The organism is Streptomyces sp. NPDC050085, from assembly GCF_044460595.1.
In the GTDB taxonomy this organism is placed as follows: Bacteria; Actinomycetota; Actinomycetes; order Streptomycetales; family Streptomycetaceae; genus Streptomyces.
The window spans coordinates 50362-76851 of record NZ_JBITJZ010000006.1 but is presented as its reverse complement, the minus strand read 5'-3'; the positions used below and the strand labels follow the sequence as shown (position 1 = coordinate 76851).

The 26490-nt window shown below is 71.7% G+C and carries 21 protein-coding genes; 12 read left to right on the top strand and 9 right to left on the bottom strand.

The annotated features are described in order from the left end of the window. Positions 1–88: 88 nt before the first annotated feature. The 3 genes from ACIBUY_RS23415 (at position 89) to ACIBUY_RS23405 (ending at position 2978) form a co-directional block, all read left to right on the top strand. Entirely contained in the window at positions 89–502 is a 414-nt protein-coding gene (locus ACIBUY_RS23415; protein ID WP_399153554.1) for a phage tail protein, read from the top strand. An 86-nt stretch (positions 503–588) separates the two neighbouring features. After that, entirely contained in the window at positions 589–1287 is a 699-nt protein-coding gene (locus tag ACIBUY_RS23410; protein WP_399153553.1) for a TetR/AcrR family transcriptional regulator, read from the top strand. A 95-nt stretch (positions 1288–1382) separates the two neighbouring features. Next, entirely contained in the window at positions 1383–2978 is a 1596-nt protein-coding gene (locus ACIBUY_RS23405; RefSeq protein ID WP_399153793.1) for an FAD-dependent oxidoreductase, read from the top strand. On the opposite strand, the gene ACIBUY_RS23400 is transcribed toward ACIBUY_RS23405, so the two are convergent. The 4 genes from ACIBUY_RS23400 to ACIBUY_RS23385 form a co-directional block, all read right to left on the bottom strand. Next, the gene (locus tag ACIBUY_RS23400) at positions 2954–3310 is read right to left on the bottom strand and encodes a DUF6221 family protein (RefSeq protein WP_399153552.1); all 357 of its coding nucleotides are present in this window, start codon (positions 3308–3310) and stop codon (positions 2954–2956) included. The two genes, ACIBUY_RS23405 and ACIBUY_RS23400, sit on opposite strands and share 25 nt — an antisense overlap. A 106-nt stretch (positions 3311–3416) precedes the next feature. Next, entirely contained in the window at positions 3417–4166 is a 750-nt protein-coding gene (locus ACIBUY_RS23395) for an aminoglycoside phosphotransferase family protein (protein ID WP_399153551.1), read from the bottom strand. Between the two features lie 92 nt (positions 4167–4258). Next, positions 4259–6322, bottom strand: coding sequence for a serine/threonine-protein kinase (locus ACIBUY_RS23390; RefSeq protein WP_399153550.1), 2064 nt, complete (start codon positions 6320–6322; stop codon positions 4259–4261). A 101-nt stretch (positions 6323–6423) separates the two neighbouring features. Beyond that, positions 6424–10206, bottom strand: coding sequence for a helix-turn-helix domain-containing protein (locus tag ACIBUY_RS23385; RefSeq protein WP_399153549.1), 3783 nt, complete (start codon positions 10204–10206; stop codon positions 6424–6426). 273 nt (positions 10207–10479) lie between these two features. Here ACIBUY_RS23385 and ACIBUY_RS23380 point away from each other — a divergent pair, with 273 nt between their 5' ends. The 5 genes from ACIBUY_RS23380 to ACIBUY_RS23360 all read left to right on the top strand — a co-directional run bounded on the left by ACIBUY_RS23380 (position 10480) and on the right by ACIBUY_RS23360 (position 14514). After that, positions 10480–10944, top strand: coding sequence for a hypothetical protein (locus ACIBUY_RS23380; RefSeq protein ID WP_365565361.1), 465 nt, complete (start codon positions 10480–10482; stop codon positions 10942–10944). A gap of 92 nt (positions 10945–11036) precedes the next feature. Beyond that, positions 11037–12056, top strand: coding sequence for a hypothetical protein (locus ACIBUY_RS23375; protein WP_399153548.1), 1020 nt, complete (start codon positions 11037–11039; stop codon positions 12054–12056). 88 nt (positions 12057–12144) lie between these two features. Further along, on the top strand, positions 12145–12684 hold the full coding sequence (locus tag ACIBUY_RS23370) for a SigE family RNA polymerase sigma factor (protein WP_399153547.1): 540 nt from the start codon (positions 12145–12147) through the stop codon (positions 12682–12684). 92 nt (positions 12685–12776) lie between these two features. Then, a complete protein-coding gene (locus ACIBUY_RS23365) occupies positions 12777–13574 on the top strand; it encodes an alpha/beta fold hydrolase (RefSeq protein WP_399153546.1) in 798 nt (265 codons plus the stop codon). Between the two features lie 70 nt (positions 13575–13644). Next, positions 13645–14514: a class I SAM-dependent methyltransferase gene (locus ACIBUY_RS23360; RefSeq protein ID WP_399153545.1), complete on the top strand. Its 870-nt coding sequence runs from the start codon at positions 13645–13647 to the stop codon at positions 14512–14514. Positions 14515–14586: 72 nt separating this feature from the next. Here the strand turns inward: ACIBUY_RS23360 and ACIBUY_RS23355 are convergent, their stop codons facing one another. From ACIBUY_RS23355 to ACIBUY_RS23340, 4 genes are read right to left on the bottom strand one after another with little or no spacing between them, the layout of a single operon-like run. Then, complete coding sequence (locus tag ACIBUY_RS23355) at positions 14587–16014, bottom strand: sensor histidine kinase (protein ID WP_399153544.1); 1428 nt, start codon at positions 16012–16014, stop codon at positions 14587–14589. Between the two features lies 1 nt (position 16015). Next, entirely contained in the window at positions 16016–16738 is a 723-nt protein-coding gene (gene cseB, locus ACIBUY_RS23350; protein ID WP_365565348.1) for a two-component system response regulator CseB, read from the bottom strand. A gap of 50 nt (positions 16739–16788) precedes the next feature. Next, complete coding sequence (locus ACIBUY_RS23345; RefSeq protein ID WP_399153792.1) at positions 16789–17742, bottom strand: endonuclease/exonuclease/phosphatase family protein; 954 nt, start codon at positions 17740–17742, stop codon at positions 16789–16791. Positions 17743–17768: 26 nt separating this feature from the next. Next, on the bottom strand, positions 17769–18815 hold the full coding sequence (locus tag ACIBUY_RS23340) for a D-alanyl-D-alanine carboxypeptidase (protein ID WP_365565345.1): 1047 nt from the start codon (positions 18813–18815) through the stop codon (positions 17769–17771). Positions 18816–19257: 442 nt separating this feature from the next. Between ACIBUY_RS23340 and ACIBUY_RS23335 the strand changes: the two genes are divergently transcribed. Continuing rightward, on the top strand, positions 19258–19560 hold the full coding sequence (locus ACIBUY_RS23335) for a putative quinol monooxygenase (protein ID WP_365565343.1): 303 nt from the start codon (positions 19258–19260) through the stop codon (positions 19558–19560). 184 nt (positions 19561–19744) lie between these two features. Here the strand turns inward: ACIBUY_RS23335 and ACIBUY_RS23330 are convergent, their stop codons facing one another. After that, on the bottom strand, positions 19745–19951 hold the full coding sequence (locus ACIBUY_RS23330; RefSeq protein WP_365565340.1) for a cold shock domain-containing protein: 207 nt from the start codon (positions 19949–19951) through the stop codon (positions 19745–19747). A gap of 712 nt (positions 19952–20663) precedes the next feature. Between ACIBUY_RS23330 and ACIBUY_RS23325 the strand changes: the two genes are divergently transcribed. The 3 genes from ACIBUY_RS23325 (at position 20664) to ACIBUY_RS23315 (ending at position 25626) form a co-directional block, all read left to right on the top strand. After that, a complete protein-coding gene (locus ACIBUY_RS23325; protein WP_399153543.1) occupies positions 20664–20957 on the top strand; it encodes a hypothetical protein in 294 nt (97 codons plus the stop codon). A 404-nt stretch (positions 20958–21361) separates the two neighbouring features. Next, the gene (locus ACIBUY_RS23320) at positions 21362–22972 is read left to right on the top strand and encodes a Na+/H+ antiporter (protein WP_399153542.1); all 1611 of its coding nucleotides are present in this window, start codon (positions 21362–21364) and stop codon (positions 22970–22972) included. 110 nt (positions 22973–23082) lie between these two features. Further along, positions 23083–25626 carry a discoidin domain-containing protein gene (locus ACIBUY_RS23315; RefSeq protein WP_399153541.1) on the top strand — a complete coding sequence of 848 codons (2544 nt, stop codon included), beginning with the start codon at positions 23083–23085 and terminating at the stop codon, positions 25624–25626. The last annotated feature ends 864 nt before the right edge of the window (positions 25627–26490 follow it).

Below are 26490 nucleotides of genomic sequence, written 5' to 3'. Positions count from 1 at the left end.
ACGACGCTCGACAGTCCTTCCGGCCGGTCCTAGCATCCTGGGCGAGCCGCCGGGGTTGCGTCGGCGGCCTCCGGGAGGGGGAGTGGCCATGGGTGCTTTCGACGGGGCGCTGTCCGCGAGCCGGTACTCGCTCACGACCGACGGGGTGGAGATCGCGTCGTTCGGGCAGTTGGGCGAGTTGCGCTCGGCGGAGATCGTTCTCGATGCGGCGGGAAAGCCGGTGGCCGGAGCCCCGCGGCCGCGGGTGGTGCTGCTGCGCGGGTGGAGCGCGGCGACCGAGTTGTGGTCGTGGCACCAGGCGGCGGTCAGCGGCAGTCCGGCCGGGCGCAGGAGCTGCACGCTGGTGGGGTACGGCTCGGACGGCAAGCCGGTGGCCAAGTACTGGCTGGAGAAGGCGTTCCCGGTACGGCTGGACATGGGCGCCGTCACGGGCACGAGCCCCCAGCAGCTGGCGGAGACGCTCACGCTCAGCTGCGACACGCTGCAGCGCCTCGCTCCATGATCGTCCGCCGCGCGCGGATCCGATGAGTCATTTGGTGCAGCGTACTAAATTGGTACGCTGCACCAAATCGTGTCACCATGGATGCCATGACGACGCGAGCACGCCGGCCACAACGGCGTAACCAGGTGCTCTCCCGCGAGCAGATCATCGAGGCCGCGGTCGAGCTGCTCGACGCGGGCGGCGAGGGCGCGCTGACCGTCCGGGCGCTGGTCGAGCGCCTGTCGACCGGGTCCGGCGCGATCTCGTACCACGTGGGGAAGCGGGACGATCTGCTGGACGCGGCGACCGAGACGGTCGTGACCGCCGCTCTGGAAACGAAGCCCGGCGGGGTCCCGGCCACGCCCGCGGACGAGATCCGCACCGTCGCGCTGGCCCTGTTCGACGCGATCGCCGATCACCCGTGGCTCGCCACGCGGCTGACCCGCCAGATCGTCCGCAACCCGGTCGGGCCGGTGACGGTGGGGATCTTCGAGCGGATCGGCCGACAGGTGGGTGCCCTGGGCGTGCCGCGAGCCCGCTGGTTCGACGCGGCCTCGACGCTCGTGCACTACATCCTCGGAGCGGTCGGCCAGAACGCGCGCATCGAGGGGGACCCGTCCGGGCTCGACACCGAGGCGGACCGCGAAGCGTTCTTCGACGCGGCTTCGGCGGCGTGGGAGGAACTCGCCGCCGAGGACTACCCGTTCATGCACGCCATCGTCGGCCAGATGAAGGACCACGACGACCGCGAGCAGTTCCTCACCGGCATCGCCGTCGTCCTCGACGGCCTCACCCACCTGCGCTGACGCGCCTTCTCCGGCCGGGACAGCCCCACGTACGTATGGGTTCGAGGAAGGACCGTCTCATGCATGACGCAGTACATGACGCAGTACATGACGCAATACACGACGTAGTCATCGCGGGCGCCGGACCCGTCGGCCTGTTCCTGGCCAACGAGCTGGCCCTGTCCGGCTGTTCGGTCCTCGTACTCGAACGGGACCAGGACGCCCACGCGGCGGGGAAGGCCTATCCGCTCGGGTTGAGGGGACTGAACGCCGGGTCCGCCGAGACGTTCCACCGCCGCGGGCTGCTGGAGGCGATGGCAAAGGCTTCCGGCGTCGACGCGGAGCAGGTCGGCGCCGACCCCGAAGCCACCGAGGCCCCTGCGCCGCGTGAGGTGAGCCATTTCGCGGGCATTGCGCTCGATGCGGCCGACATCGGCCCGGCCGCCCTCTCGTTCCGGCTGCCCGGTCCGGCGATGGAAGGCTTCATGACGAGCCTGGAAGCGGTCGGGACGGTGCTGGCCGAACAGGCCTCCGTGCTCGGCGTGGAGATCGTCCGGGGCGCTCCCGTCACCGCGGTGCGCCAGGACGACGAGGGCGTCGTCGCCACGGCCGGCGGGCAGCAGTACCGGGCGCGCTGGCTGGTGGGATGCGACGGCGGGCGCAGCGCGGTGCGCGAACTCGCGGGCTTCGCATTCGTCGGCACCGAGCCGCTGTTCACCGGCTACGCGGCCAAGGTCACCTTCGCCGACCCCGGGCAACTGCCCATCGGATTCCATCCGACGCCGAACGGCATGTACATGCGTACGCCGTTCGAAGGGCACCTGGGCATGATGGACTTCGACGGCGGCACCTTCGACCGCTCCCGGCCGCTGACCCGCGACCACCTCCAGACGGTGCTGCGCCGCATCTCCGGCACCGACGTGACACTGGACGCGGTCCACCTCGCCTCCAGCTTCACCGACCGCGCGATGCAGGTGACGACCTACCGCGAGGGCCGGGTCCTGCTCGCCGGCGACGCCGCGCACATCCACTCGCCGCTGGGCGGCCAGGGGCTCAACCTCGGCATCGGCGACGCCATGAACCTCGGCTGGAAGCTCGCCGCCACCGTGCACGGACACGCGGCCGAGGGCCTGCTCGACAGCTACACGAGCGAGCGACACCCCGTCGGTGCCGCCGTGCTCGACTGGTCGCGGGCCCAGGTGGCGACCATGAAGCCGGGCCCCCACGCCCCCGCCCTGCGCCGGCTGGTACGCGACCTGATGAGCACCCCCGACGGGACGACCCACGTGTACCGCAGGACATCGGGCCTGTTCCACCGCTACGACCTGGGCGATGAACACCCGCTGGTCGGCCGCAGCGCCCCGGACTTCCGCTTTGGCGACGGCACGCGGCTCGGTGAACTGCTGCGCCAGGGCCGGGGCGTCGCCCTCGACTTCACCGCGGACGGCGCGCTGCGGGATGCGGCCCAGCGCTGGACGGACCGCATCCGGTACGTCGCCGGTGCAGTGCACGACGGCCTCGGACTGGCGGCCGTACTGGTGCGGCCCGACGGCGTCGTGGCCTGGGCGGGCGACACCCCCGATCGCGAAGCGTTCGAACGGGCCGCTGCGCGGTGCTTCGCCCCCGCGGACGCGGACAACCAGAGGGCGGCGACACCGACTTCTCGCACCGCCCGGTGTGAAGGCGGTTACGGCCGCCACTCCTCGCGGTAGCCAGGACGGTCCGCGTAGGGTGCCGCGAGCAGGCGCAGGTGACGGCACGGACAGCCGTCGAAGCAGCCAGTGCAACGCGGCGGGACGCGCTCGTCCGGCTCGTGCCCCTCGACGAGTTGTCGCTTGGCGCCGATCTCGCGGAGTACGCGGGCCGGAATCCCGCAGTCGCAGACCGCGCCCGGAGCGTCGTGGAACATCGCCATGGCCGCCTTGACGGAGTCGAGGTCGCCTTGCAGATAGGCGTGGATGTCGCACTCGAGGGCGTGCCAGCTGCTCGCCTGGCGTGTGTCCTCGTCGAGCTGTCGGCCGAGCCATGCCACGAGTTCGTCCACCGCTGCGCCTCCGCGTCGCTCTTCATCTGTCGCGTCGTCCCGACCCCGGTCCTGTACCCGGCCTCGTGAACACCGCCTGCACCATCAGTAGATGCGGGGCGCAGCCTCACATCAGGGATCTCAGCACGTCGACCTCACAGCCCGGTGCGAACGGGTCGAAGCCGTGCTCGGCCAGCCAGCGAACTGCCAGCAGGCTGCGCAACGACCACCACGCGTGGATCACGTCGAGGTCGACGTCGGTGCCATAGCCGGCGATGACGTCGTCGAAGTGCTCCTCGTGCCCGAGCGTGAAAGTGGCGAGGTCGTACAGGGCATCGCCCTGGCCCGCCTCGGACCAGTCGATGATGCCGGTGACCTGGTCGTCGCCGTCGACGAAGACGTGCGCGATCTGCAGGTCGCCGTGCGTGAACGCCGCGGTCCACGGCCGCAGCGCGGCCTCGGCGACCCGGCGGTTGCGGGTGACCAGGTCGGCGGGCAGGAGGCCGTCGGCCACGAGGAGTTCGCACTCGGCGTCGAGCTCCGCCGCCAGCGCGGCGGTGCTCCGGCCCGCCCGCCCGGGCCGGGGCGGCAGCGGTGCCTGGTGCAGCGTGCGGATGGCGGCGCCCGCCGCGGCCCACGCCGCCGGTGAGCCGGTCGACGGCCCGCCGAGGCGCCCGAGCGTCGTCCCCGGAAGAGCGGCGATCGCGAGCACGGGCGGCCTGCGCCACAGGACCTTCGGGGTCGGGACCGGCGCCAGAGCCATCGCCTCGACCTCGGCGTCGATGCGCGCCTGATCGGCGTCCACCTTCAAGAACACGTCGCCGACGCGCAGGGTCGCGCGCTCGGAATGGGCGACGACGACTTCGACCTCATCCATGGGCGACCAGTATCCCGGGGATGATCGCCGACGTCGCCCGGTTTTGTCGCGCGCGACGGCGCGGCCGACCGCGTCCTGCTGCCCCGGCCAGGTCAACCACTGCCGTCGGCGGTCAGCTGCCCCAGCCAGTGCTGGGCCTCGACGAGGGACGTGTCGGCGCCACCGATGGGCTCGAACGACAGCTTCCGTTTTCCCTTGGCCTCGCTCTCCTGGAAGGTCAGCGAGGGGGCGCTCTCGGCGCAGAGCGACGGCTGCTTGCTGTCGGCGAGCTGCGCGGGCGCGGTGCGGAGCAGGGCCGATTCCTGGGAGAACACCTGAGCCTTGTAGGCGCACCTGTCCCCGGTCCCGCTGATGGACACGAGCCGGATGTCGCGTTTCGTCGCCTCCTGGCCCATGGTGACTTCGAAGCGGTAGGTGCCGTCCTGCCCGCGGCCGCTCCACGAGCCCCGATGGCTTTCCGGCAGCGCGCCCTTGGCGGACGATGCCTTCACGAACGTGTCGGGGTGGTACTCGGTGTGCCCGTCGTCGCCGTAGTCGAAGTACCCCGGGTCGTCCGCCCACTTGAACGTCCCGTCCCACACGGCCACGAACGCCCCCGCGCCGTCCGGGGCAGGGGATCCGTAGTCGTCGGAGTTCTCCTTGCAGCGGTCCGTCTCGGACTTGGGGATCGCGCTCTTCAGACGGCTCGTGCCGAACTTGATCGCGTCGTTCTGGGAGCCGCTGGCAGAGGCCTTCTTGACCTCGGTGATGGTGCTCTCCCAGACGCACAGCCGGTTCTCGTCCAACAGGGAGTACTCGGCGGTGCCCTGCGCGCCGACGACCAGGCGTGCGGTCATCCCCTCGATGCTGAGGCCGTCGCTGTCCTTCCGGTCGGGGGTCGCCTCCCAGCTTCCTTGCAGCGCCTTCGGAGCGCTCAGCGAGGCGGATCCTCCCGCCCCGTGCTCGGCGTCCTGCCACGGGCGGAGCGCGAGCAGTCCGCCGACCGCCACGAGCACCACGACGGCTGCCGTCCCCGCCACGACGGCGGGGCGGCGCCGCCGGTCCGGTGCCTGCGCCGGACCGAAGGAGGGTGGCGTTGCGTCGAGTCCCGGCCCGACCGTGGGCGCGTACGCGAGGCCCTCAGGCGGGGGAGCGGCAGGCGCGTGCACGGGCTGAGGTGTGGCGGGTGCTTGCCCCGGGCGCGGTGGGGCGGGCGCGGGTCGGGAGGGTGCCGGTGGCGTGGGATCCGGGCCCGGCACGAGGGCCGTGTGCGGGCGCAGCGGGTCGAAGTCCAGCAACTGTGCGGCGCGGCGCCCCAGTTGACCCAGCATCGCGCCCGGCAGCCATTCGTCGGCGCCTTCTGTCGCGGTGCGGGCGGCGACCTGCTCCGGCGTGGGGCGTTGCGCCGGGTCCTTCCGCAGGCATTCCCGTACGAGTCCGAGGAGGGCCTGCGGCATCCCGTCCAGGTCGGGTTCTTCCTCGGCGACCCGGAACAACTGGGCGTGCAGCCCGTTGCCGGTCGCCCCGAAGGGCTGGCGCCCCGTGGCGGCGTAGGCGAGGACCGAGCCCAGGCAGAACACGTCGGAGGCGGCGGTGACGTGCAGCCCCCGCACCTGCTCCGGCGACATGAAGCCGGGCGAGCCGATCACCATGCCCGTGCGGGTCTGCAGGCTGTCCCCGCTGATGCTGTCCAGCGCCCGGGCGATCCCGAAGTCGATGACCCGGGGCCCGTCCACGGTGACCAGGACGTTGGACGGTTTGAGGTCGCGGTGGACGAGGCCCGCCCCGTGGATGGCCTGCAGGGCGAGCGCGAGCCGGTTGGCCAGGACCCGGACCGAATGCTCGGGCAACGGCCCGTGCTGCTCGGCCACGACGGCGTGCAGATCGGGCCCGGGAACGTACTGCGTCGCGACCCAGGGCGTCTCCGCGTCCGTGTCCGCGTCGAGCACGGCCGCGGTCCAGGCCCCGCCGACGCGCCGCGCAGCGGTCACCTCGCGCGCGAACCGCGAGCGGAATTCGGCGTGTTGGGCGAACTCGGCCTGCACGACCTTGACCGCGACGGTGCGTCCGCCTTCGGAGCGGGCGAGGTAGACCCGGCCCATGCCGCCGGCGCCCAGGCGGGCGATGAGGCGGTAGGGGCCTATGTGAGGCGGGTCTTCGGCGATCAACGGGTCCACGAGGAAGGAGGGTAGCTCAACTGTCCGGCGGAGACGGGTCGTTGAGCGGGGACGGGCAGCCCCCCGTAGCCGTGCCGCCGGATGGGAGACGTCCTGAGCTCTCAACAGGTGTGTCGGTAGGGGACGTTCGGCAGGTACGTCCTCCAGTCGCGCGCAGAGAGGCCCGAGCCGACGCGTTCGCAGACCCGGGCGGCCAGGTGCGCGGGCGTGATGTCGTACTTCTGCACGGGTACGTTGGTGCCGGACGCGTACAGCGTGCCGTCGTCGGAGCCGAACGACAGGGCGAGAACAGGGTCGCCCGGGGTCGGCAGGGCAGTGCCGAAGAGGCGTTGGGAGGGGACGTCCCACAGCTGCAGGGGCCCCGTCTCGCTCGCCACCGCCAGGGTGTGGCCGTCGTGGGAGAAGGCCAGGGCCGACACGGGGCCGGTGAAGTCCGTGCCGATCTGGGGCAGGGAGCCGTCCAGTACGCCGATGCGCGTGCGGGACTCGCCGTCCCAGAGGGTGACCCGGCCGAGCGCGTCCCCGACGGCCAGGCGCGTGCCGTCGGGGCTGAACGCCGCGAAGCTGATCATCTCGTCGCCGAGCACCCGCGGCTCCATGTTTCCCTTGCGCAGGTCGGCGACCAGGCCTTCCTCCGTCACCATGCGGCCGTTGTCGGAGCGCAGCGCCAGGCGGGCGGAATCCGATTCGGTGACCCCGTCGTCGGCGCGGCTGCTGCGCACCGTCTTCACGTGCCTCTCCCGGCGTACGTCCCACACCTCGACCGTCGGCCGGAGCGCCGGCCGATAGACCAGCAGGGTGTGGGCATGGGTGTCGAGGGCGAGCGCGGTCACCGTGTAGGAGTCCTCGCGGTCGGGCCGGATGCTCATGGTGGCGTACACGCGTCCGGTCCTGACGTCCCACACCGCGACACGGGTACGGCCCGGGCTGCTCTTCCGGTGGCTGTCCTCCCTCTGGATGCGCGCGAGGTATCTGCCGTCCCCGCTGAGTGCGATGGGGGCGGTGCAGATGGTCTCGTCCTCCTCGCCCGGGCAGGTCACTGCCTCGGGCGCAAAGACGACTCGGCCGTCACGGGTGTCCAGGACCTGCACCCGCTTGCTGTTCTCCGTTCCCGTCACGCGGGCCAGCACCCGGCCGTCACCGGAGAGTTCCGCCCGCTGCGCCATGTGCGGAGACCAGGCCTTCGTCAGCGTTCTGCCGAGGGACAGCGAGCGGACGACGGTCCCCGAAGCGTTGAGGTAACGGACGGTTCCCGCGGCGCGGTCGAGGGCGACGTCGGTTCCGTCGCCTTCGGTGAGCGGCTGCTGCAGCACGGGGATGTACGGGAACGAGGCCCGCCACACGAGGAGTTGTCCGGGTCCCGTGGTCACCAGGAACTCGCCGCGGGAATCGAACCGCACCTGGGTCAGCCCCTCCGCCTTGAGGGTGAGGGTCTCGCGCCCGGTGCGCAGATCCCACCCGCGGATTCCGCCGTCCACGACGACCGCGAGGGACCTGCTGTCGGGGGCGAAGGCGAGCGCATGCGCGGAAGAGCAGTCGCCGGTCCGTGCCTTCGCTGCCCAGGGCGCGGACGTCTTGCGGTGGTGTGCGAGATCCCAGACCCCCAGGTGTCCTGCCGCGCACCGGGCGAGCCACCGGCCGTCGGGGCTGACGGCCAGCACCGCCCCGATCTCCTCGGACGCGGCCATGCGCGATGTCCGGCGTCCGCTGGGCAGGTCCCAGACGTTGATGTCGCCGTTCTCTGCGTCCGTCGCGGCCAGGACGTGCTCGTCGAAGGCGACCTCGTCCTCCCACTGCTCGGCCCGGCTGAGCGTCCTCGTGACCCGCGCGGACCGGACGTCCCACAGCTTGACTCCCACCTCCGCGATCGGCAGCGCGAGGGTCCGGCCGTCCGCGCCGACCACTGGCGAGGTGCCGTCGTCCATCAGCTTGCCCGGTCCCGGCGCGGAGAGCGTGAGGCGTCGCGTGCGCAGGTCCCAGATCCGGACCCGGTCCCGGGTGACGGACACCACCGATCTGCCGTCCGCCGTCAACCGGCGCGCCTCGTTGCCGGAACGGTCGAACCCGACGTCGGCCCCCGGCACCGCGAACACGTCCTGTTCCCGTTGCGCCATCGCCCCGATCAGCGCCGACCGGGTCTCGGTCGTGTCGGCCAGCCGCCACGCGGCCACGCTGAGCCGCATCGCGGTGACCGGGTCGGAGAACCGCATGCTGTCGGCGACCCCGGCGCCACGGCGGGCCTCCGCCTCCACCCGGCGGCGGTCACTGGTGCGGCCCTGCTGCCAGGCCACGGCTCCGGCGACAAGGGCGAGCACGACCAGCACCGCGAGGGTGCCGAGGAGCCCGCGCCTGCGCCGCCGTTCGCCCTGGAGTGCGGCACTGCTCGCGTCGAGGAAGGCCCGTTCCAGCGGTGTGAGCGAGGCCCCGGACAGCTGCTCACGGGCCGCGGCGAGCCGAGTGCCCCGGTACAGGGCTCCCGCGTCGCGACCGAGTTCGTCCCAGGTACGCGCCGCTTCGGTCAACCGGCGGTGCACCCGCAGCTGTTCGCGATCCTCGTCGATCCAGCCGGACAGCCGCGGCCAGGCGGTGATCAGCGCCTCGTGGGCGAGGTCGACGGTGCCGTGGTCGAGGCTGATCAGCCTCGCGCGGGCCAGCCGGTCGACGACCGAGGAGACGTCCGCCGCCGCGAACGGGGCGGGCGCGTCGCTCGTGGCAGCGGGTGCGCCTGGTGTGAAGTCGAGCTCGGAGCGGTCGACCGGGCGCCGGGTGTCCTGCGCCCCCTCACCAGGAACGATCAACCGCAGCAGGACGAGCCGGGCGAGCCGGGCGTGCTCGGCGGTGAGCCCGGCGTAGACGTCCTCGGCGGTCTGCGCGATGGCGCCGTGCAGGCCGCCCGCGGCCTCGTACGCCTCCTCGGTCAGCGCCCGACCACGACGGCGCCGCCAGGTCTCGCGCAGTACGTGCGACAGCAGGGGCAGGCCGCCGGGTTCCCCCGCGGTCTCGGCCACGAGGCGTGCGGTCAGGGCACGTTCGACGATGAGACCTTCCGCCTGGGCCGGTTTGACGATCACCTCGCGCAGTTCGTCAGGGTCCATCGGGCCGACCAGCAGCCCTGCCTCCCCGAGGGCGTCGGCGAGGCCGCGGTGTTCGGCGCAGCGGCCGTAGAAGTCCGCGCGCACGGCGAGGACCACCCGCAGCCCGGACGACGGGGCGCGCGCGGTGAGCAGCAGGTCGATGAACTTCCGGCGCTCGTCGGCGTCCCGGCAGAGGGTGAAGACCTCCTCGAACTGGTCGACCACGACCACGGTGTCGCCCGCCGGCCCGGGCCGCAGCGCGGCGGCGTGCGTGCGGGCCGGGTGCTCGCCCGGGGTGAGGATGCGGATCGCGGCCACTTCGCGCTCGGCGCGCAGGGCAGGGACGAGTCCGGCCCGCAGGAGCGAGGACTTGCCGCTGCCGGACGGGCCGAACAGCGCGCTGAAGGCGTGGTCCCGCACCTGCTGCCGCAACGTGGCGACGAGGCGGTCGCGGCCGAAGTAGCGCTCGTGGTCGCCGGGTTCGAAGCGGGCGAGACCCTGGTACGGCGCCTCTGCGTCGTCGCCCTCGTGGACCGCCGAGTTGCGGACCTCGCAGTCCGCTTCCTGCCAGCGCTCCTCCCACTCCTGCTCGTCCGCGCCGCAGGCACGTGCGTAGGCCAGGGTGACCTGGAGTGAGGGCAGTTGCTCGCCGGCGGCGGCCTGGGAGAGCGCGGTCACCGAGTAGTGCGCCCGGCGGGCGAGTTCGCGGTACGTGACGCCGCCGGCCTCCTGCCGGAGCTTGCGCAGTTCGTACGCGAAGCGCTGCACGGGTCCCGCGCTCGGATCGACAGGAGTCTCCCGACGGCCCATGTTGTCCTACCCCCCGGTCACGGTCACCCGTCCGTGCGCTTGTGGCACTGACGCCCCCTCGGCCGCGGCCACCCTAAAAAGCGGCCGGGGCCCTCTGCAAGGCGGCTGGCGGCCAACTACCAGGCCTCTTCGGATTGTTCAGTGTGGCGGCGGGGGGCTGCTGAACAATCCGCCGGCCGCTGAACTCGTTCTGGCGGGCCTCGCTCTCGAGGCATCGAGGGCCGCACCGCACACGCTGCGGATCCCGAACACGGACACCAGGAGAGGGCAATCATGACGATCACCACGCGGACGGCCACCCGGGCCGGAGTGCTCATGGCGACGGCGGCGCTGGCGCTGGGCACCATGGCCGGGCACGCCGACGCCCGCAGCGCGAACATCTCCGGATGGAACAGCAAGTCCGACTGCGACGCGGGGAGCCCGTACACCTTCTGCCTGTACTACTCGCCCAACGCCAAGAACGCGCCGTACCGCAGCACGTCGACGAAGATCGGCGACCTGAACTCCAAGAAGTTCACCGGCAGCAAGCCCGGCCACGGCCTCAAGGTCCGCAACCACGCCGCCTCCGCCCAGAACGGCAGCGGGTGCAACGTGGGCATCTGGTACTCGCCGAACTTCCGCGGGGACTCCAACTGGCTGTCGCCGTACAAGGGAGGAAACTTCAAGAGCTGGCTGCGCAACAACGAGGCGTCCATCGCCATCTCGGACCACACCCGCTGCCCCGGCATCGGCCACTGACCCGGTCCCTTCCGTGAGCGTGCGGTGCCCCGCCGGGGGGCGGGGCACCGCCTCCGGACCTGCGAGACCCGAATTCCGAGGAAGCGACGGCCATGGCGTACGTCTCCACACCTGCCTCCGAACCACCAGTACGGCGAGTACGGCTCGTACGGCGCGCGGCGCTCGTCGGCGGCGCGCTGACATTGGCGGCCCTGACCGCCTGCTCGTCCCAGAGTCCAGGGCCGGCTCAGCCGTCCGCGCCGGCCGAGCCGCCCGCGCTGGACGCGATTCCGCGCACGGTCGCGGTGGAGCACTTCCATCTGCCGGTGGAGCGCTACATGTTGACGCCCCGTCAGGCACTGGACCTCGACGAGGCGAACGACGCGACCGTACGCGCGTGCATGCGGCGGCTCGCCGCGCCCTATCCGGCCGCGACCCGCCTGCGGACCGGATCGGCGGAGGAGCGTCGGGCGCTGGACACGTACACCGTGCTCTACCGGCGGTACGGACTCACCGACGCTTCGGAAGCCCGCACTTGGGGCTACCACGCCCCCACCACGCACTCGCCGGGGACGACGGCATCGACGCCGGCGAATCCGAAGTCCCTGTCAGCGACGACCAGAAGCGTCCTCACGGGAGTCAACTCCTTGGGAAAGCCGCTCACTTCCTTGCATGGCCGGCGGGTCCCGCAGGGCGGGTGTCTGGGCGAGGCCGAGCGGCTCCTCGGAGCCCGCGGCCCTCAGGGGCCGGGCACCGACCCGGAGGGAATCGTCGTCGCCATCAAGGCCGACAGCTTCGAGCAGTCCATGGCCGACACCCGCGTCACGAAGGTCTTCTCCGCCTGGTCGGCGTGCATGAAGTCCCGCGGCTTCGGGATGTCCACCCCCATGGACGAGGTGCCTTCGTCGAACGGCGCGACCCCGTCCCGCAGTGAGATCGCCCAGGCACGGGCGGACGTCGCCTGCAAGGCGCGCACCAATCTCGTGGGCGTCTGGTTCGCGGTCGAATCGGCCTACCAGAAGGCCGCGATCGACCAGCACCACGCGGAACTGGACGAGGTGACCACGGCGCGCGACGCCACGCTCCGCATGATCGACCGGCAGTCGCACGGCCGCGGCACAACCCGGTCGTGACGACGCCACCCCGGGGCGCTTTCGCCGTCGCGTCCCCGATGAGGGGGCCGACCGCGCACACAGACCCAGAAGAACGGGGGACCCCACCATGAATACACGCCACCACACTGACCAGGCGCGGGAGTTCGAGGAGTACGTCCGCACGCGGCAACCCTCCCTCCTGCGCAGCGCCCGACGCCTGGTCGCCGACCCGGTCGACGCCCAGGACCTGTTGCAGACCGCGCTGTTGCGCACGTACCGCGGATGGGACCGCATCGGCGACAAGCGGCTCGCCGACGCCTACTTGCGCCGCGTCATGATCAACACGCGGACCGAGTGGTGGCGGGCCCGGAATCTGCGGGAACTCCCCACCGGGCAACTGCCGGACGTGCCGGTCGAGGACTCCACCGAGCAACACGCCGACCGCGCCCTGCTGTTGGACGCCATGAAGGTGCTGTCGCCCAAACAGCGCGCGGTCATCGTCCTGAGGCACTGGGAGCAGATGTCGACCCGCGAGACGGCCCTCGCCCTCGGCATCGAGACGGGCACGGTCAAGAGCACGCTGCACCGGGCGCTCGTCCGGCTTCGTGAGGAGCTGGAGGCCCAAGCCCTCGATTCCGGTGCGGCGGCGCCGACGGACCGGTCCTGAGACTCGGCCGCTCCTGCCGCTCCTGCCGAGGCCCGGCAGTTTTCTATACGCCCGTCATAGACAAGCGTATAGATCGAGGCTACGGTGAAGCCATGACCAACGAAACCGCCATCGCGCGCCACACCCTCACCCTCGCCGAACGCACCTTGTCCTACGTGGACTTCGGCGGCCCGGGCCGCCCGCTGATCGCCCTGCACGGCCACATGTCCGAGGGCATGTCCTACGCCGACCTCGCGCAGCGCCTCGCTCCCGACTGGCGGGTGATCGCGCCCGACCAGCGGGGTCACGGCGCCTCCGACCGGGCGGCCGACTACAGCCGGGACGGCTATCTGGCCGACCTGGAAGCCCTCATGAACCACCTCGGCCTCGACCGCGCAGCCCTGCTCGGGCACTCGCTCGGCGCGATCAACGCCTACCAGTTCGCCGCCCGGCACCCCGAGCGCGTCACCGCGCTCGTCAATGCCGAGGGCTGCGCCGCACTCGGCCTGGACGGCGCAAACCCGCTCGCGTTCGTCCTGAACCTGCCCACCGCCACCACGCCCACCAAAGAGCTGTACCTCGTCCAACTGGGCCCGTTCGCACCGCACTTCACGTCAACGGTCCGTCAACTGTCGGACGGCACCTGGGGCCTGCCCTTCCATCCGCAGGACATCTACGACTCCGAGGAGCAGGTCCACGGCGACCACTGGGCCGACTGGACCGCCTCCTCCTGCCCCGCCCTGCTCATCCGCGGATCCGAGGGCGGCGTACTCCCGGCCGGCCAGGCCCACGAGATGACCACCCGCCGCCCCGGCACCCGCCTGGTCGAACTGCCGACGGACCACTTCGTGTACGCCAACGACCCTGCGGGATTCGCAGAGGCGGTGCGCGATTTCCTGGCAACGACCTGACGGCGCGAGGCACGTCGAGCCCCTCCGGTCCCGCCGAGGCCCCGTGGAGCCGTTCATCTAGGCTGGCGAGGTGACTGACAAGCAGGGGCAGGAGCAGGAGCAGGTGCAGGCGTCACCGTCGGGCGTATGGGCCACGGCGGTAGGGGTGGCCAAGGTGCGAGCGCGGGAGACCGCGAGGGAGGACGCGCTCTTCCGCGACCCGCTGGCACAGGCCTTCGCCACCGCGGGCGGCCTGTGGCCCTCCTCCCCGCCGCTGCCCGACGACGAGCCGGCCCGACGCCGCCGGTCGGCCGTCGCGTTCTCCATCGTCATCCGGACGAAGTTCCTCGACGACCTGCTGCGGCAGGCCGCCGACTCCGGGATCCGGCAGGTCGTGCTGCTCGGCGCCGGTATGGACAGCCGGGCCTTCCGCATGGAATGGCCCGAGGGCACCCGGATGTTCGAGGTCGACACCTCTGCACCACTGGACTTCAAGGCGTCGGTGCTGCGCCAGGAGCGGGCCGTCGCGCGCTGCGAGCGGATCCCCGTCGCGGTGGACCTGCGGGAGGACTGGCCGGCCGCGCTGGCGGCGGCAGGACACGACTTGACCGTGCCGACCGTCTGGATCGCCGAAGGGCTGCTGATCTACCTGCCCGAGGACGCGGTGGACCTGCTGCTGGCCCGGATCGGCGCGCAGTCGGTGCCGGGCAGTCGGATGGGGCTGACCCTGGGCTCCCGCGGTGTGATCGAGCGGTTCGGCGCGGACGCGGCGCCGGGATCGGCGGCGTCCATGTGGGTCTCGGAGATGCCCGACAATCCGGTGGGCTGGCTGGCGGAGCACGGCTGGGACGCCGACAGCCGCACCCTGCGCGAGTGCGCTGCCGCCTACGGCCGCCCGATCGACACCCCGCCGCAGCGCGAGGAGCGGCCCGGCGGACTGATCTCGGCGGTCCGCCGGTAGGGCTGCTCTCCCGATCCACGCCCGCGGGAACGAAGTCGAGAGCCCGGACGGGATCGACCCTCGTTCCCGAAGTCAGCCCGGGGCGACGCCCGAGGCGACGTCCGGAGTGTCGCCCGGTGTATCGCCCGGAAGGTCGCCCGGAGTGTCGTCCGGCAGGCTGAGCACGGCGACGGCACCGCCCTCCGAGGAGTTCCTCAACTCCAGCCGCGCACCGACCACTTGGGCCTGCCCGAACGCGATCGTCAGCCCCAGGCCGTGCCCGTGACCCCGCTCGGCCGCGCCCGTGCGGAACCGCTGCGGCCCGTGCCGCAGCAGGTCCGCGGGGAACCCCGGCCCGTGGTCCCGCACCGTCACGGTGGACGCGTCCACGGTGACCTGCACCGGGGGAGCGCCGTGCCGGTGGGCGTTGACGATCAGGTTCGTGACGATCCGGTCCAGCCGGCGCGGGTCCGTGCGCAGCACCGGGTCGCCGATCACGTCCACCTTCGTGGGCAGGCCCATGCGCCGTACGGCATCGGTCACCAACTCGCCGAGCGGCACCGGCTGCGCGTCGGCCTCCTCGACGCCCGAGTCCAGACGCGAGATCTCCAGCAGGTCGTCGACCAGGCCGCGCAGCACCCGTACCCGGTCCCGTACCAGGTCGGTGGCTTCGCTCTCCGGCAGCAGCGCGGCCGCCGTGACCAGGCCGGTGAGCGGGGTGCGCAGTTCGTGCGCGACATCGGCGGTGAACCTCTGCTCGCCGTGCAGCCGCTCCTGGAGCGCGTCCGCCATGTGGTCGACCGCCAGGGAGATCTCGCCGATCTCGTCGTGGCCGGCCCGCCCGCTGCGCGCGTCCAGTTCCCCGTGCCGGATACGGCGCGCGGTGCCCGCGACCCTGCGCAGCCGGCGCAGCGTCAGCTCGGCGGCGAGCAGGGTGAGCGGCACGACGACGGCGAGCATGGCGAGCGCCGCGTAACGCATGTGCCGGTCGAGCGCCGCACGGCCCAGCTGATCGCCGGTCATGTTCACCGCGACGGCGAGCACGGTCCCGTCGGTGCGGGCCGCCGCCCACATGGTGGGTCCCTGAAGCGGTTTGCGGGTGTCGTACCAGGTGACAGGAGCTGTGCCGGATCCGAGGCGGTCGCGAAGCTGTTCCGGTACCTCGTCGCCCTCGTGGTAGGTGGGCTCCTGCGGCGGGCTCTGCCGCTGCGTCGTCGCATCGCGGAACTCGGCCGTGGCGGATTGCAGGTCGGCCAGGGCCTTGGCGCGGCCGATGGACAGCGAACGGTCCTCGGTGGTGCGGTGCACCAGGACGCCCATGCCCAGGGCCATCGCGACGGCGGCGGCCGCGACGGCCGCGGCGACCTTCCAGCGCAGGGAGCGGAGGTCGGCCAGGCGCAGCACGGCACGGGCCGCGCGCGACAGCTCGAGGCCGTCGTCCCCGGTCCCCGTGCGCGCCGTGTCAGCGGCCCCAGCGGTCCCAGCGGTCCCAGAGGTCTTAGTGGTCTTCGTACGGGTCATCTCAGCGCCGGAACCGGTAGCCGTGCCCGCGGACCGTGTCGATGTGGTCGGCGCCGATCTTCTTGCGCAGCCGCTGCACCGCCAGGTCCACCACCCGGCTGTCCCCGTCCCAGCCGTAGTCCCACACCCTGCGCAGCAACGCCTGCCGGGACAGGGCCACGCCCGGCTCGGCCACGAACTCGAGGAGCAGCCGCAGCTCGGTCGGAGTGAGCGCGACGGTCGTCCCGGCGCGGCGCACCTCAAGGCCGAGCGTGTCCACGGTCAGGTCGCGAAAGACCCGGAGCCGCTCGTCGGCGGGCGGCGCCCCGTCACCCGCGACGGGCGCGGCGGTGAACTCGGCGCGGCGCAGCAGAGTGCGGATACGCGCCACCAGGACGGTCGTGTCGACGGGCTTGACCACGTAGTCGTCGGCGCCCGCTTCCAGGCCCGCGACCACGTCGGGCGAGTCTCCGCGTGCGGACATCATCAGGATCGGCGCCTGGCTGGTCTCGCGGATGCGGCGGCACAGCCCGATGCCGTCCAGGTGCGGCAGCATGATGTCGAGGACGAGGACGTCGTGCCCGCCCTCCCGGAACACCTCCAGGCCGGTGAGGCCGTCCGGCGCGGCCGACACCCGGTAGCCGTACCGCTCCAGGGCCATGCCGACGGACCGGCGGATGGCCTCGTCGTCCTCGACGAGAAGGACGTGAACGGGCGTGGCGCCCCCGTGTTCGTGCTCGTGCATGAACTCGACGGTAACCGCCACGGGCAGCTCCCGGGACCGAGGGCGGGTCGTCACAGCCGCACCGACGCCGCGACCGGGAGGTGGTCGCTGCCCGTGCGCGGCAGTGTCCAGGCGGAGACCGGAGCGATGCCCTTGACCAGGATCTGGTCGATCCGGGCCACGGGGAACGCGGCCGGCCAGCTGAAGCCGAAGCCCGCGCCCGCCTCGTCCTGCGCCGAGCGCAGGCCGTCGGTCACGCCCGCGAGAGCCCGGTCGCCGGTGGTGCCGTTGAAGTCGCCGAGCACCAAAACCCGGGGCAGCCGCTCGGCGTGCACCGCGGAGGCCAGTGCGGCCGCCGCCTCATTGCGCCGGTCCGTGCCGAATCCCGAGTTCAGGTGGACCCGTACCGAGGCGAGGTGCGCGACATAGACGGCCAGCGGACCCTTCGGGGTGTCGACGGTGGCCCGCAGGGCACGGGGCCACGGCATGATGGGGAGCTCCCGGACGTCCTTCAGCGGGTAGCGGCTCCACAGCCCGACCGTCCCCTCCACGTCGTGGTACGGGTACGCGCCGGCCAGCATCCGCTCGTACACCGGGGCCGAGCGCGAGGACAGCTCTTCCAGGGCGATGAGCCCGGCGCCCGAGGCGGCCAGGTCGCGGGCGGTGTCCGCCGGGTCGGGGTTGCCCTCGTCGACGTTGTGGCTGACCACGGTCAGATCACCGCCCCCCGACCCCTTGTCCACGAGCGTGGTGGCGAACAGGGAGGCCCAGACCAGAGCCGGAATCAGCACGGCCAGCGCGGCCGTCGCGGAACGGCGCACCACGGCGAGGGCCAGCAGCACCGGCACGCTGAGCCCGAGCCACGGCAGGAAGGTCTCCAGGAGACTGCCGACGCGGCCGAACACGTTCGGCACCAGGGAGTGCCCCACCATGAGCGCCGCGCTGCACACGGCGAGCGCGGCGAGGATCCGCCCGCGCCACCAGATGCCGTCCCGGCGCCGGCCGGGGGAGTCCTCCTGCTCCAGCGCGCTGTGCGTGTCGAGTTGAGCGGTCACGGCCGTGCCCCCTTCCCGGAACCCACCGCACCGGGCAGCTCGCGGCGCAGGGCGTCGATGAGTGCGCCGCTGCGGTCCAGGGCGGCGGCCAGGCCCTCGGTGGGCGTGGTGTTCACGCGCTGGGCGAGCGTGACGCCGAGCACCAGCCGGCGCTCGCCGCCCGCGACCACCTCGGCGGCCCACACGAGATTGCCGCCCGCGGGCGTGGTCGACCCGGTCTTGAGGCCGACGACCCCGGGCCGCTCCAGGAGCCGGTTCGTGTTGGCGATCTTGCCGGGTATGCCGGGCACGGCCGTCTCCGGCAGCCGGACGACGGCGCGCAGCACCGGCTGCTTCATGGCAGCCCGCGCCAACTTCAGCTGGTCATCGGCAGTACTGCGGGTGCTCTCCTCGAATCCGCTCGCTCCCGTGTACGTCGTACGGGTCATCCCGAGGTCCCGCGCCGCCCGGTTCATCTTCCCGGTGAACGCCTGCTGGCTGCCGGAGTCCCAGCGGGCCAGGAGCCGCGCCACGTTGTTGCCCGACGGCAGCAGGAGCAGCTCCAGCATCTGGCGCTCGGTGAAGCTCCCGCCCTCGGGCAGCGGCGCCGTGGACTCGCTCAGCGACTGCGACTCCCGGGCGGCCGCGGCATCGACGTCGATCCGCGGCCCCTGTTCACCGTCCTTCAAGGGGTGTTCCCTGAGGATCACGTACGCGGTCATCACCTTGGCCACGCTCGCGATCGGCACCGGCCGGGAACCGCCCCTGCTGCCCAGCGAACCGAGCCCCTCGACGGCGACGCTCGTCTGCCCCTCACCGGGCCACGGCAGCTTCAGCCGGTCGGCGAACTCCGCGACCCCCATGGACTCGGCAGCCGGCGCGGACGCCTGTGCCCCGCCGTCCCCGAGCAGCCCGAGACCCGCGTACGTACCGCCTCCCACGACGGCCACCAGCGCCAGCGCGCCACACGCCGCCTGACGCCCGGAGGCCCGAGCCACCGTCGCGTTCCACACACCCATCAAGATCACCACTCCCACCGCCCGGTGCGCGAAGGAGCCGCGCACACCTCGGAGTCTGGGAGGGCGCTGCATCCGCCTGATCATGACTGTGCAGCCGCTGGCGCACGGAATTGTGTCGATGGGATGTCAGCGGCTCGGTGGCGCTGCGGCGACGGAGACGGGGGTGGACAGGGTCCGGCACGTGATCCTCAGTGGGCTGCCCCGCGAAGCCGGCGGCCCGCGCCGGTTCGGCCAGTGCCCAGTGACCTGCAGCCGTCGACGGCGCCGCAGCATCCGCGGCGCCGGTACAACTCGGCCGCGGCCGGGGTGACCCACCCGCTGCATGACCCTGGCCCGCGGAACGCCACGCACGGTTACGTCATGTCTGACGCCGTCCGATGGCCGCCCTGCTTCTGCGAGTGACCCTGGCGCTGCCGCGGGCGCCTCGGAGGCCATCTCGACGCACCCGGCGGCGGCTCCGCGGCGCGGCACTCATATGCTGCCGCGCATGTCACAGCCGATACAGCTCGTCATCCTGATCACTACTCGTCCGGGCCTGGGCGGGGAACAGGTCGCCCTCTTCGAACGCCTCGCACCGATCGTGCGCGCCGAACCGGGTTGCCTGCAGTACGACATGCACCAGGTGAGCGACGATCCAGACCGCTTCGTACTCGTCGAGCGGTGGGCATCGAAGGAGGCACTCGCCGCGCACGACGCCACGCCTCACATGATCGACGCCGACGCCGCCAGCCCCTCATTCCGAGCCGGACCCGCGGAAGTCATCCGCCTCGACCCCGAACCCCTGGCCTGATCGCGGCACGCCGAGCCCTCGTCCATGGTCCTCGGGATTTCTCAAGCCCCGCTGCTCTGCGACTGATCGGCGAGAGCGTGCTGTGGCAGGGGGATTCGCCTCAAGCGGAGACTCCGTGCAGGGCACGGAGTGCGGGCGAGGGGCGCAGTTCCTCGGATGCAGTCCCTGACATCAGGCCCAAGCCTCAATGGCGTACTTGCTTGGCTTCGAAACGTCCGTGCCCCAGGTGAAGGATGAAGGTGACCTGCTGGTCGGCGGAGAGGTTCTTGCAGTCGCCCTCGAGATCGTCGCGGTGGACGTAGACGGGCTGGTTCCCGCCGAGGGGAACGATGAAGCCGTACCCCCGACCACGGTCCCAGAATTCGACGAATCCCGTACTCCTGTCGCTCATGGCGACCTCCTCATGTCGACTCGCTGCTGAACGGGGCCGCGGCGATCCGGCTGTCGGGGTGGTGGACGGCGCGGCGCCCGATCAAGGGCTTGGTCCGCTCCTTGCCCGTCTGGGAGTGCGTATGGCTGAAACCGCCCGTATGGAGCGAGTGGAAGCTGAGTGGCGCCGTAGAGCGCGCTCGGACGACAGCGCCGTACGCCGGATCCGCCGTGCGCGGTGCGCGGTGCGGGCAGCGAGCGTCACGTCTTGGATGGTGCGGCTCGGTGATCGCATTGCGACTGGGGCATGCGCTGAGCAAGGCGTGGATCTCGGGATGGCGTGGGTGGTCACCAGGATCGCGCGGGTCGTCCGGGCCGCGGACGAGGGGGGAGAGCCGGTCGGGCCTCGAGCACGCCGGGGTGGTGGCCGCGCGCGGTGAGGAGGCGACCTCCCGGCTGGACCGACGCCGCCGCACCTGCCGGACGGCCGTCCTCACCGGACACGACGCCCAGGTCACACAGGAGGGCTTCACGGCAGGCCAGAGCACGCTGGTTCTGGGCGCCACCACCGCGGTCGGGTGTCGACATCGACGTCATGCTCGCCAAGCGGAAGACGTCCGTGGGCGACCCCCCTGTGCCGGCACCGGCGGGATCCTGACGTCGGCTGTGACCCGGTCGGGGCCCGGGCGTTGAGCAGATGACGTCCTGTTGCCCATGAGCGGGGAGAGCACCCCATGTCCATCCGTACCGTCATCGCCGGCGCCGTCCTGGCCCTGACCGCGCCCGTCGCCTGGTCCGGTTCGGCGCAGGCCGTCGAGCCGGAACCCGGCACTGGCACGGTCGTGCTGTCGAACGAGGCGTACGACGGCTTCGTCCGCACAGACAAAGGCGAACAGGAGCTGATCGTGCGGGACCCGTCCTACCGGGAGGCGTGGCTCGCCTGTCTCGGCTCAAAGGAGCCGAGCCACGTCGAACCGAACGGCTGGGGCCCCGGCTACGTGTGCCTCCCGGACGGCGCGGTGCAGTGAAGGAGGCCTACGACCCGATCAGGGGTCGTGTGCCTGCAGCCCGCTGCCGCGGCACCTGCGCCAGCCGTTCCAGTCACCGGTCCTGAAGTTGGTTGCTCGTGCCCGCCGCCGTCCCCATCGGTGACCAGGCACCTGCTGTTGCACTTGTACTCGCCCTGCTGGTGGCAGCGGACGATCTCGCAGTGGCGCGTGCGTCGCTGGACCGGGCGATCGGCGCCGACGTGCGCTGTGCGGCTGCGTTGCCCGGGACCGACACCGCGATCGGAACGGTGGCCGCGACGACCGCGATGAGCACGGACGCGTGGGCGAATCGGCGACCGTCACGACACCAAAGCCGTCGAGCCGCACTTCGACCAGGACGCACGGCACAGTGAACCCTGCCAATCAGTGCCAGGGAGGAACACGTGCTCGGTCTGGAACTTGTCGTGCTGTTGGGGATCGCCGTGCTGGTCGGTTCCGCCCTGGGCGACCGGCTGCGCATCGCCCCGCCCGTGGTCCTCATGGCCATGGGCGTGCTGATCGGTCTGATCCCCGCACTGAGCAAGGTCGAACTGCCCTCCGAGGTGGTGCTGCTGCTGTTCCTGCCCGCACTTTTGGCATGGGAGAGCCTCAACACCTCCCTGCGTGAGATCCGCCGCCACCTCACCGACGTCGCCCTGGCCGCCACGTTGCTGGTCATCGCCTCGGCGGCGTCGGTGGCGTGCGTCGCGCACGCGCTCGGCATCGACTGGGGTCCCGCCTGGGCACTGGGTGCGGCGGTCGCACCGACCGACGCGACCGCGGTGAACGTCGTGGCGCGTCTCCTGCCCCGCCGGGACATCACGCTCCTGCGTGCCGAGAGCCTGCTCAACGACGGTACGGCGTTGGTCGTCTACGGCATCGCGGTCGGCGTCACCGTCGGCACCGAGGACGTCACCGTCCCGCACGTCGGATGGCTCTTCGTGCTCGGTTACGGAGGTGGCGCGCTGATCGGCTTCGTCACGGGCACCGTGGTGCAGTGGATCCGGGTCCGGATGACGCAGACGGACGCACTGCGCGGCCAGGTGCTGATGCTGCTCGCCCCGTTCTCCTCGTACCTGCTCGCGGAGGACATCGACGCCTCCGGGGTGGTCGCCGTCGTGGTGTGCGGACTGATGCTCAGTCAGAGCGGGCCGCGTACGGTGCGTGCCGAAGTGAGGGTCCAGGCGCAGAACTTCTGGATGGTCGCCACCTATCTCCTCAACGGCTCCCTCTTCGTGCTCATCGGTGTCGAACTCGACTTCTCCGTGCGCACGATGGGCGACGACGGGATCCCCCGAGCGCTGGGCACCGGATTCGCCGTGGCCGGCACGCTCATCGCCGTGCGGTTCGCCTACTACTTCGGCGTCGCCGCCTTCTTCCGGATCGCCCGCAGGGGTACGGCCCGGGCATCGGGCACGACGTACTCGCAGCGGCGTTTGACCGTCAGCGCCCTGTCCGGATTCCGCGGGGCCATCTCCCTGGCCGCGGCTCTGGGCATCCCCTCCCACCTCGACAACGGCGATGCGTTCCCCTCCCGCCAGCTCATCGTCTTCGTCACCGGTGTGGTGATCGTCGTGACGATGGCGCAGGCGCTGGTCCTGCCGCGGGTGGTGCGGTGGGCGAGGATCCCGCACGACAAGTCCGTGGCCCGGGAGGAGTGGCTCGCCGAGTCGGCCGCGTTCGAGACGGCGCTCGCCGCGCTGCCCGACCTGGCCGAGCGCCTAAGGACGGCGCCCGACGTGCGTGCGGCGATCCTGCGCTCCCACCAACTGCAGGCGGACACCCTGGCCCAGCGCTGCGCCGCGATCCCGGATGACCCGGACGAACTCGCCCTCCACCCCAGGCGCCTGACCGACGACCACACGGCTCTCAGCCTCGCTCTGCTCGCGGAGCGCCGCGCCGTGGTGGTCCGGTTGCGGGACACGGGCGACATCGACGACACGGTGCTGCGACGTATCCAGGGCCGCCTGGACACCGAGGAACTCCACCTGCTGGGGCACGCACCGGTGGAGTGAGACACACGGGTGTCGACGGTCGGGCGTGCGCCGGCCCTTTACACCCTCCCAGAGCGTTGGCATGGTCATGCCCCTATATGCGCATCAGCCGCACATGTCGGGGGGACATCATGCTGACCCGCCTGCTCCACTCCTTGGCGCACCACAGACTCAGATCCACCGGACTCATAGCCGTCGCGCTCGCCGCCGTCGTCGCCGCGCTGCTCCCGCTGACGGGAAGCAGCCCGGCCACCGCGGCCATCGGCCCCGCCGCCGCTGGAAGCGTCGACCCGCGGCACCCCATGGCGGCGCCCCACGAACCGGTGGTGCCGGCCGACGCGATGGAACCGACCGCTCCCGTACTTCCGCGCAACGGCTGGACCGTCTCCGCGAGCGACGAGGAGACGGCGTCCGAGAACGGACGCGCCGTGAACGTGCTCGACGGCAGCACCGCCACCATCTGGCACAGCAAGTGGAGCGGCACCGCCGCACCGCTGCCGCACACCCTCACCCTCGACATGCACCGCAGTGCCGTCGTGTCCGCACTCGTCTACCAGCCGCGTACCAACAGCGCCAACGGCAGGGTGGGTTCGTACACCATCCAGTTGAGCGCCGACGGCACGAGCTGGGGTTCCGCCGTCGCCTCGGGCACGCTCGGCGACGACGCCACGGCCAAGACGCTGAGCTTCGCCGCGCAGGGCACCCGCTATGTGCGGCTCACCGCGACGAGCGAGGCCGGGAACCGCGGCCCCTGGTCATCGGCGGCCGAGATCAACCTCCTCGGCGATCCCGGCTCACCGGCCGCCGTCGTCGACCTGTCGCGTACGGGGTGGACGGCCTCGGCGAGCGACGAGGAGACCGCCGCCTCGGGGAACGCCGCCGCCCAGGTCCTCGACGGCGATCCGGACACCATCTGGCACAGCCGCTACTCAGGCACCGCGCAGCCCCTGCCGCACAGCATCACCATCGACATGAAGAGCGTCCGCGACGTCTCGGCCCTGACCTACCAGCCGCGCAGGTCCGGAGCGAACGGCCGGATCGGCGCCTACACCGTGACGGCCAGCACGGACGGCACCACCTTCGGGACGCCCGTCGCCAGAGGCACGTGGAAGGACGACGACACCGTGAAGGGCGCCACCTTCTTGCGCACCGTCAGCGCGCGTTACGTCCGTCTGACGGCCACCACGGAGGCGGGCGGGCGCGGGCCGTGGTCGTCGGCGGCGGAGATCCGGCTCAGCGCTCCGGCGAACCCGGCGACCGCCGGCTCCTGGGGCCGGATCACCGGGTTCCCGCTGGTCCCCGTGGCCACCGCCCTGTTGCCGAACAACAAGCTGCTTGCCTGGTCCGCGTACGGTGTCGACCGCTTCGGGGGGAGCAACGGCTACACGCAGACCGCGATCATGGACCTCGGCACCGGAGCCGTCACACAGCGGCGCGTCGACAACACGCACCACGACATGTTCTGCCCCGGCATCGCGCTCCTCAGGGACGGCCGGGTCCTGGTCACCGGCGGGAGCAACGCCGAGCGGGCGAGCCTCTACGATCCGGCCACCGACACCTGGTCCGCCACCGAGGACATGCACATCGCCCGCGGTTACCAGGCCATGACCCTGCTCTCCACCGGCGACGCCTTCGTCCTCGGCGGCTCCTGGAGCGGCGGGCAGGGCGGCAAGGACGGAGAGGTCTGGTCGGCGTCCACCGGCAGTTGGCGCACCCTGCCCGGCGTGCCGGTGACCGACACCATGACCGCCGACCCTGCGGGCCCCTACCGGGCCGACAACCACCAATGGCTGCACGCGACTTCAGACGGCCGCGTCCTCCAACTGGGGCCGAGCAAGCAGATGAACTGGATCTCGACGCAGGGGGACGGCTCCGTCACCGCCGCCGGAACGCGAGCCGACAGCGCGGACGCCATGAACGGCAACGCCGTCGCGTACGACATCGGCAAACTCCTCACGCTGGGCGGCGCCCCCGCCTACGACAACGCGACGGCCACGCGGCGCGCCTACACGGTCGACCTCGGCACGGGCGGGCAGCCGCAGGCCGCGCGGACCGGCGACATGGCCTTCGCCCGTTCCTTCAGCAATAGCGTGGTCCTGCCGGACGGCAAGGTCGCCGTGTTCGGAGGTCAGTCCTATCCCGTGCCGTTCAGCGACGCGACCTCCACGCTCACGCCCGAGATCTGGGACCCGGCGACAGGGCGCTTCACCGAGATGGCGAGCATGGCCGTACCGCGCAATTACCACAGCGTGGCCAACCTGCTGCCCGACGGGCGCATCTTCTCCGGCGGCGGCGGCCTGTGCGGCGACTGCGCCACGAACCACGCAGACGGAGCCGTCTTCACACCGCCCTACCTGCTCAACGCCGACGGCACCGAACGCACCCGGCCGGTCATCACCGGCACCGTGCCCGCCCACGTGGCGGGAGGGGCGGCGCTTCCCGTGACCACGGATTCGGCGGTCACCTCGTTCGCCCTGGTGAGGGCCGGCGCGGCGACCCACTCCACGGACAACGACCAGCGACGCGTACCGCTCACGTTCACCCGTCACAGCACGACGTCGTACACCCTCAGCGTCCCCTCGGACCCCGGGGTGGTGCTGCCCGGCAGTTACCTGCTGTTCGCGCTGAACTCGGCCGGGGTCCCGAGCCGAGCCCGGATGGTGAACGTGGGCTGACCGCGCATGGGGCCGTGCATCCACGAGACCTCGGCGACGTTCATGTCGGTGCCCGCCGGTCACTCGTACGGCAGTGAAGTGACGCTGTCGTGCGGGTGGTTGGCGGTGTCGGTCCTTTCGTGTCCACTCCTTGCCGTCCTGTTGCAGCCGATGTGCGACCACAGGCGCAGGCTGATCGACCCGGCCCTTCGGCTCGCGAGACCACGTGGTGGGCCGGGTGTGGTGAGTGGAGATCATTCCGACCAGATCGCCGGTCAGGGAGATGACCGGCAGAGAGGCCACCGCCGACACTCCCGCGTCCTGGAGGACCTCCAACGCCGTGGTCCCCACGAACGTCGAGGCGCGCGAATGTCCGCGGCGAAGACGGACCGTTGCCGCTGAGCCGCCGCGCCGCAGCTGCTTGCGTGACCGGTGGCCTCGACGCGGCGAAAGAACGACAAGAACGGCTGGTGGAAACCCCGTTGCACGGAAATGCGCAGATTTCCAGAGACGGGGTCGAAGAGCTGGGAATTTCCCATCGGCGCCCCGGTCACACGCAATGCCGTTGCCAACGCCTCCCTCGGCACCCGCTCATTGCGCTCCTGGGCCCTGGCGGCCGATCCGGCACGGCGGTCCTCGTGACGTACAAAGCCCGTAGCCCGCCGTTGAGACGGAGCGCCCGCAGCCTGGGATCACCGGTTCCCGCACTTGAAGTTCCCGGCCTGCGGCTCGCACCAGCTTTTCCAGCGCCACGACCATTTCCACTGCGGCTAAGCCCAGAAACGAGACGCCACTGAGATCGAGCACCATACGGCAGCCGTGGTCCGGGAGTCGTTGAGACGTCGATACCGGCCACTGACAAAGATTGGGTCATGCGCATCACGT

Excerpts from the sequence above, each read along its gene's own strand:
- ACIBUY_RS23325 (WP_399153543.1), top strand. The coding sequence starts at position 20,664 with ATGTCCATCCGTACCGTCATCGCCGGCGCCGTCCTGGCCCTGACCGCG.
- ACIBUY_RS23410 (WP_399153553.1), top strand. The coding sequence starts at position 589 with ATGACGACGCGAGCACGCCGGCCACAACGGCGTAACCAGGTGCTCTCC.
- ACIBUY_RS23315 (WP_399153541.1), top strand. The coding sequence starts at position 23,083 with ATGCTGACCCGCCTGCTCCACTCCTTGGCGCACCACAGACTCAGATCC.
- ACIBUY_RS23335 (WP_365565343.1), top strand. The coding sequence starts at position 19,258 with ATGTCACAGCCGATACAGCTCGTCATCCTGATCACTACTCGTCCGGGC.
- cseB (WP_365565348.1), bottom strand. The coding sequence starts at position 16,738 with ATGCACGAGCACGAACACGGGGGCGCCACGCCCGTTCACGTCCTTCTC.
- ACIBUY_RS23395 (WP_399153551.1), bottom strand. The coding sequence starts at position 4,166 with ATGGATGAGGTCGAAGTCGTCGTCGCCCATTCCGAGCGCGCGACCCTG.
- ACIBUY_RS23370 (WP_399153547.1), top strand. The coding sequence starts at position 12,145 with ATGAATACACGCCACCACACTGACCAGGCGCGGGAGTTCGAGGAGTAC.
- ACIBUY_RS23380 (WP_365565361.1), top strand. The coding sequence starts at position 10,480 with ATGACGATCACCACGCGGACGGCCACCCGGGCCGGAGTGCTCATGGCG.
- ACIBUY_RS23375 (WP_399153548.1), top strand. The coding sequence starts at position 11,037 with ATGGCGTACGTCTCCACACCTGCCTCCGAACCACCAGTACGGCGAGTA.
- ACIBUY_RS23355 (WP_399153544.1), bottom strand. The coding sequence starts at position 16,014 with ATGACCCGTACGAAGACCACTAAGACCTCTGGGACCGCTGGGACCGCT.
- ACIBUY_RS23415 (WP_399153554.1), top strand. The coding sequence starts at position 89 with ATGGGTGCTTTCGACGGGGCGCTGTCCGCGAGCCGGTACTCGCTCACG.
- ACIBUY_RS23330 (WP_365565340.1), bottom strand. The coding sequence starts at position 19,951 with ATGAGCGACAGGAGTACGGGATTCGTCGAATTCTGGGACCGTGGTCGG.
- ACIBUY_RS23365 (WP_399153546.1), top strand. The coding sequence starts at position 12,777 with ATGACCAACGAAACCGCCATCGCGCGCCACACCCTCACCCTCGCCGAA.
- ACIBUY_RS23385 (WP_399153549.1), bottom strand. The coding sequence starts at position 10,206 with ATGGGCCGTCGGGAGACTCCTGTCGATCCGAGCGCGGGACCCGTGCAG.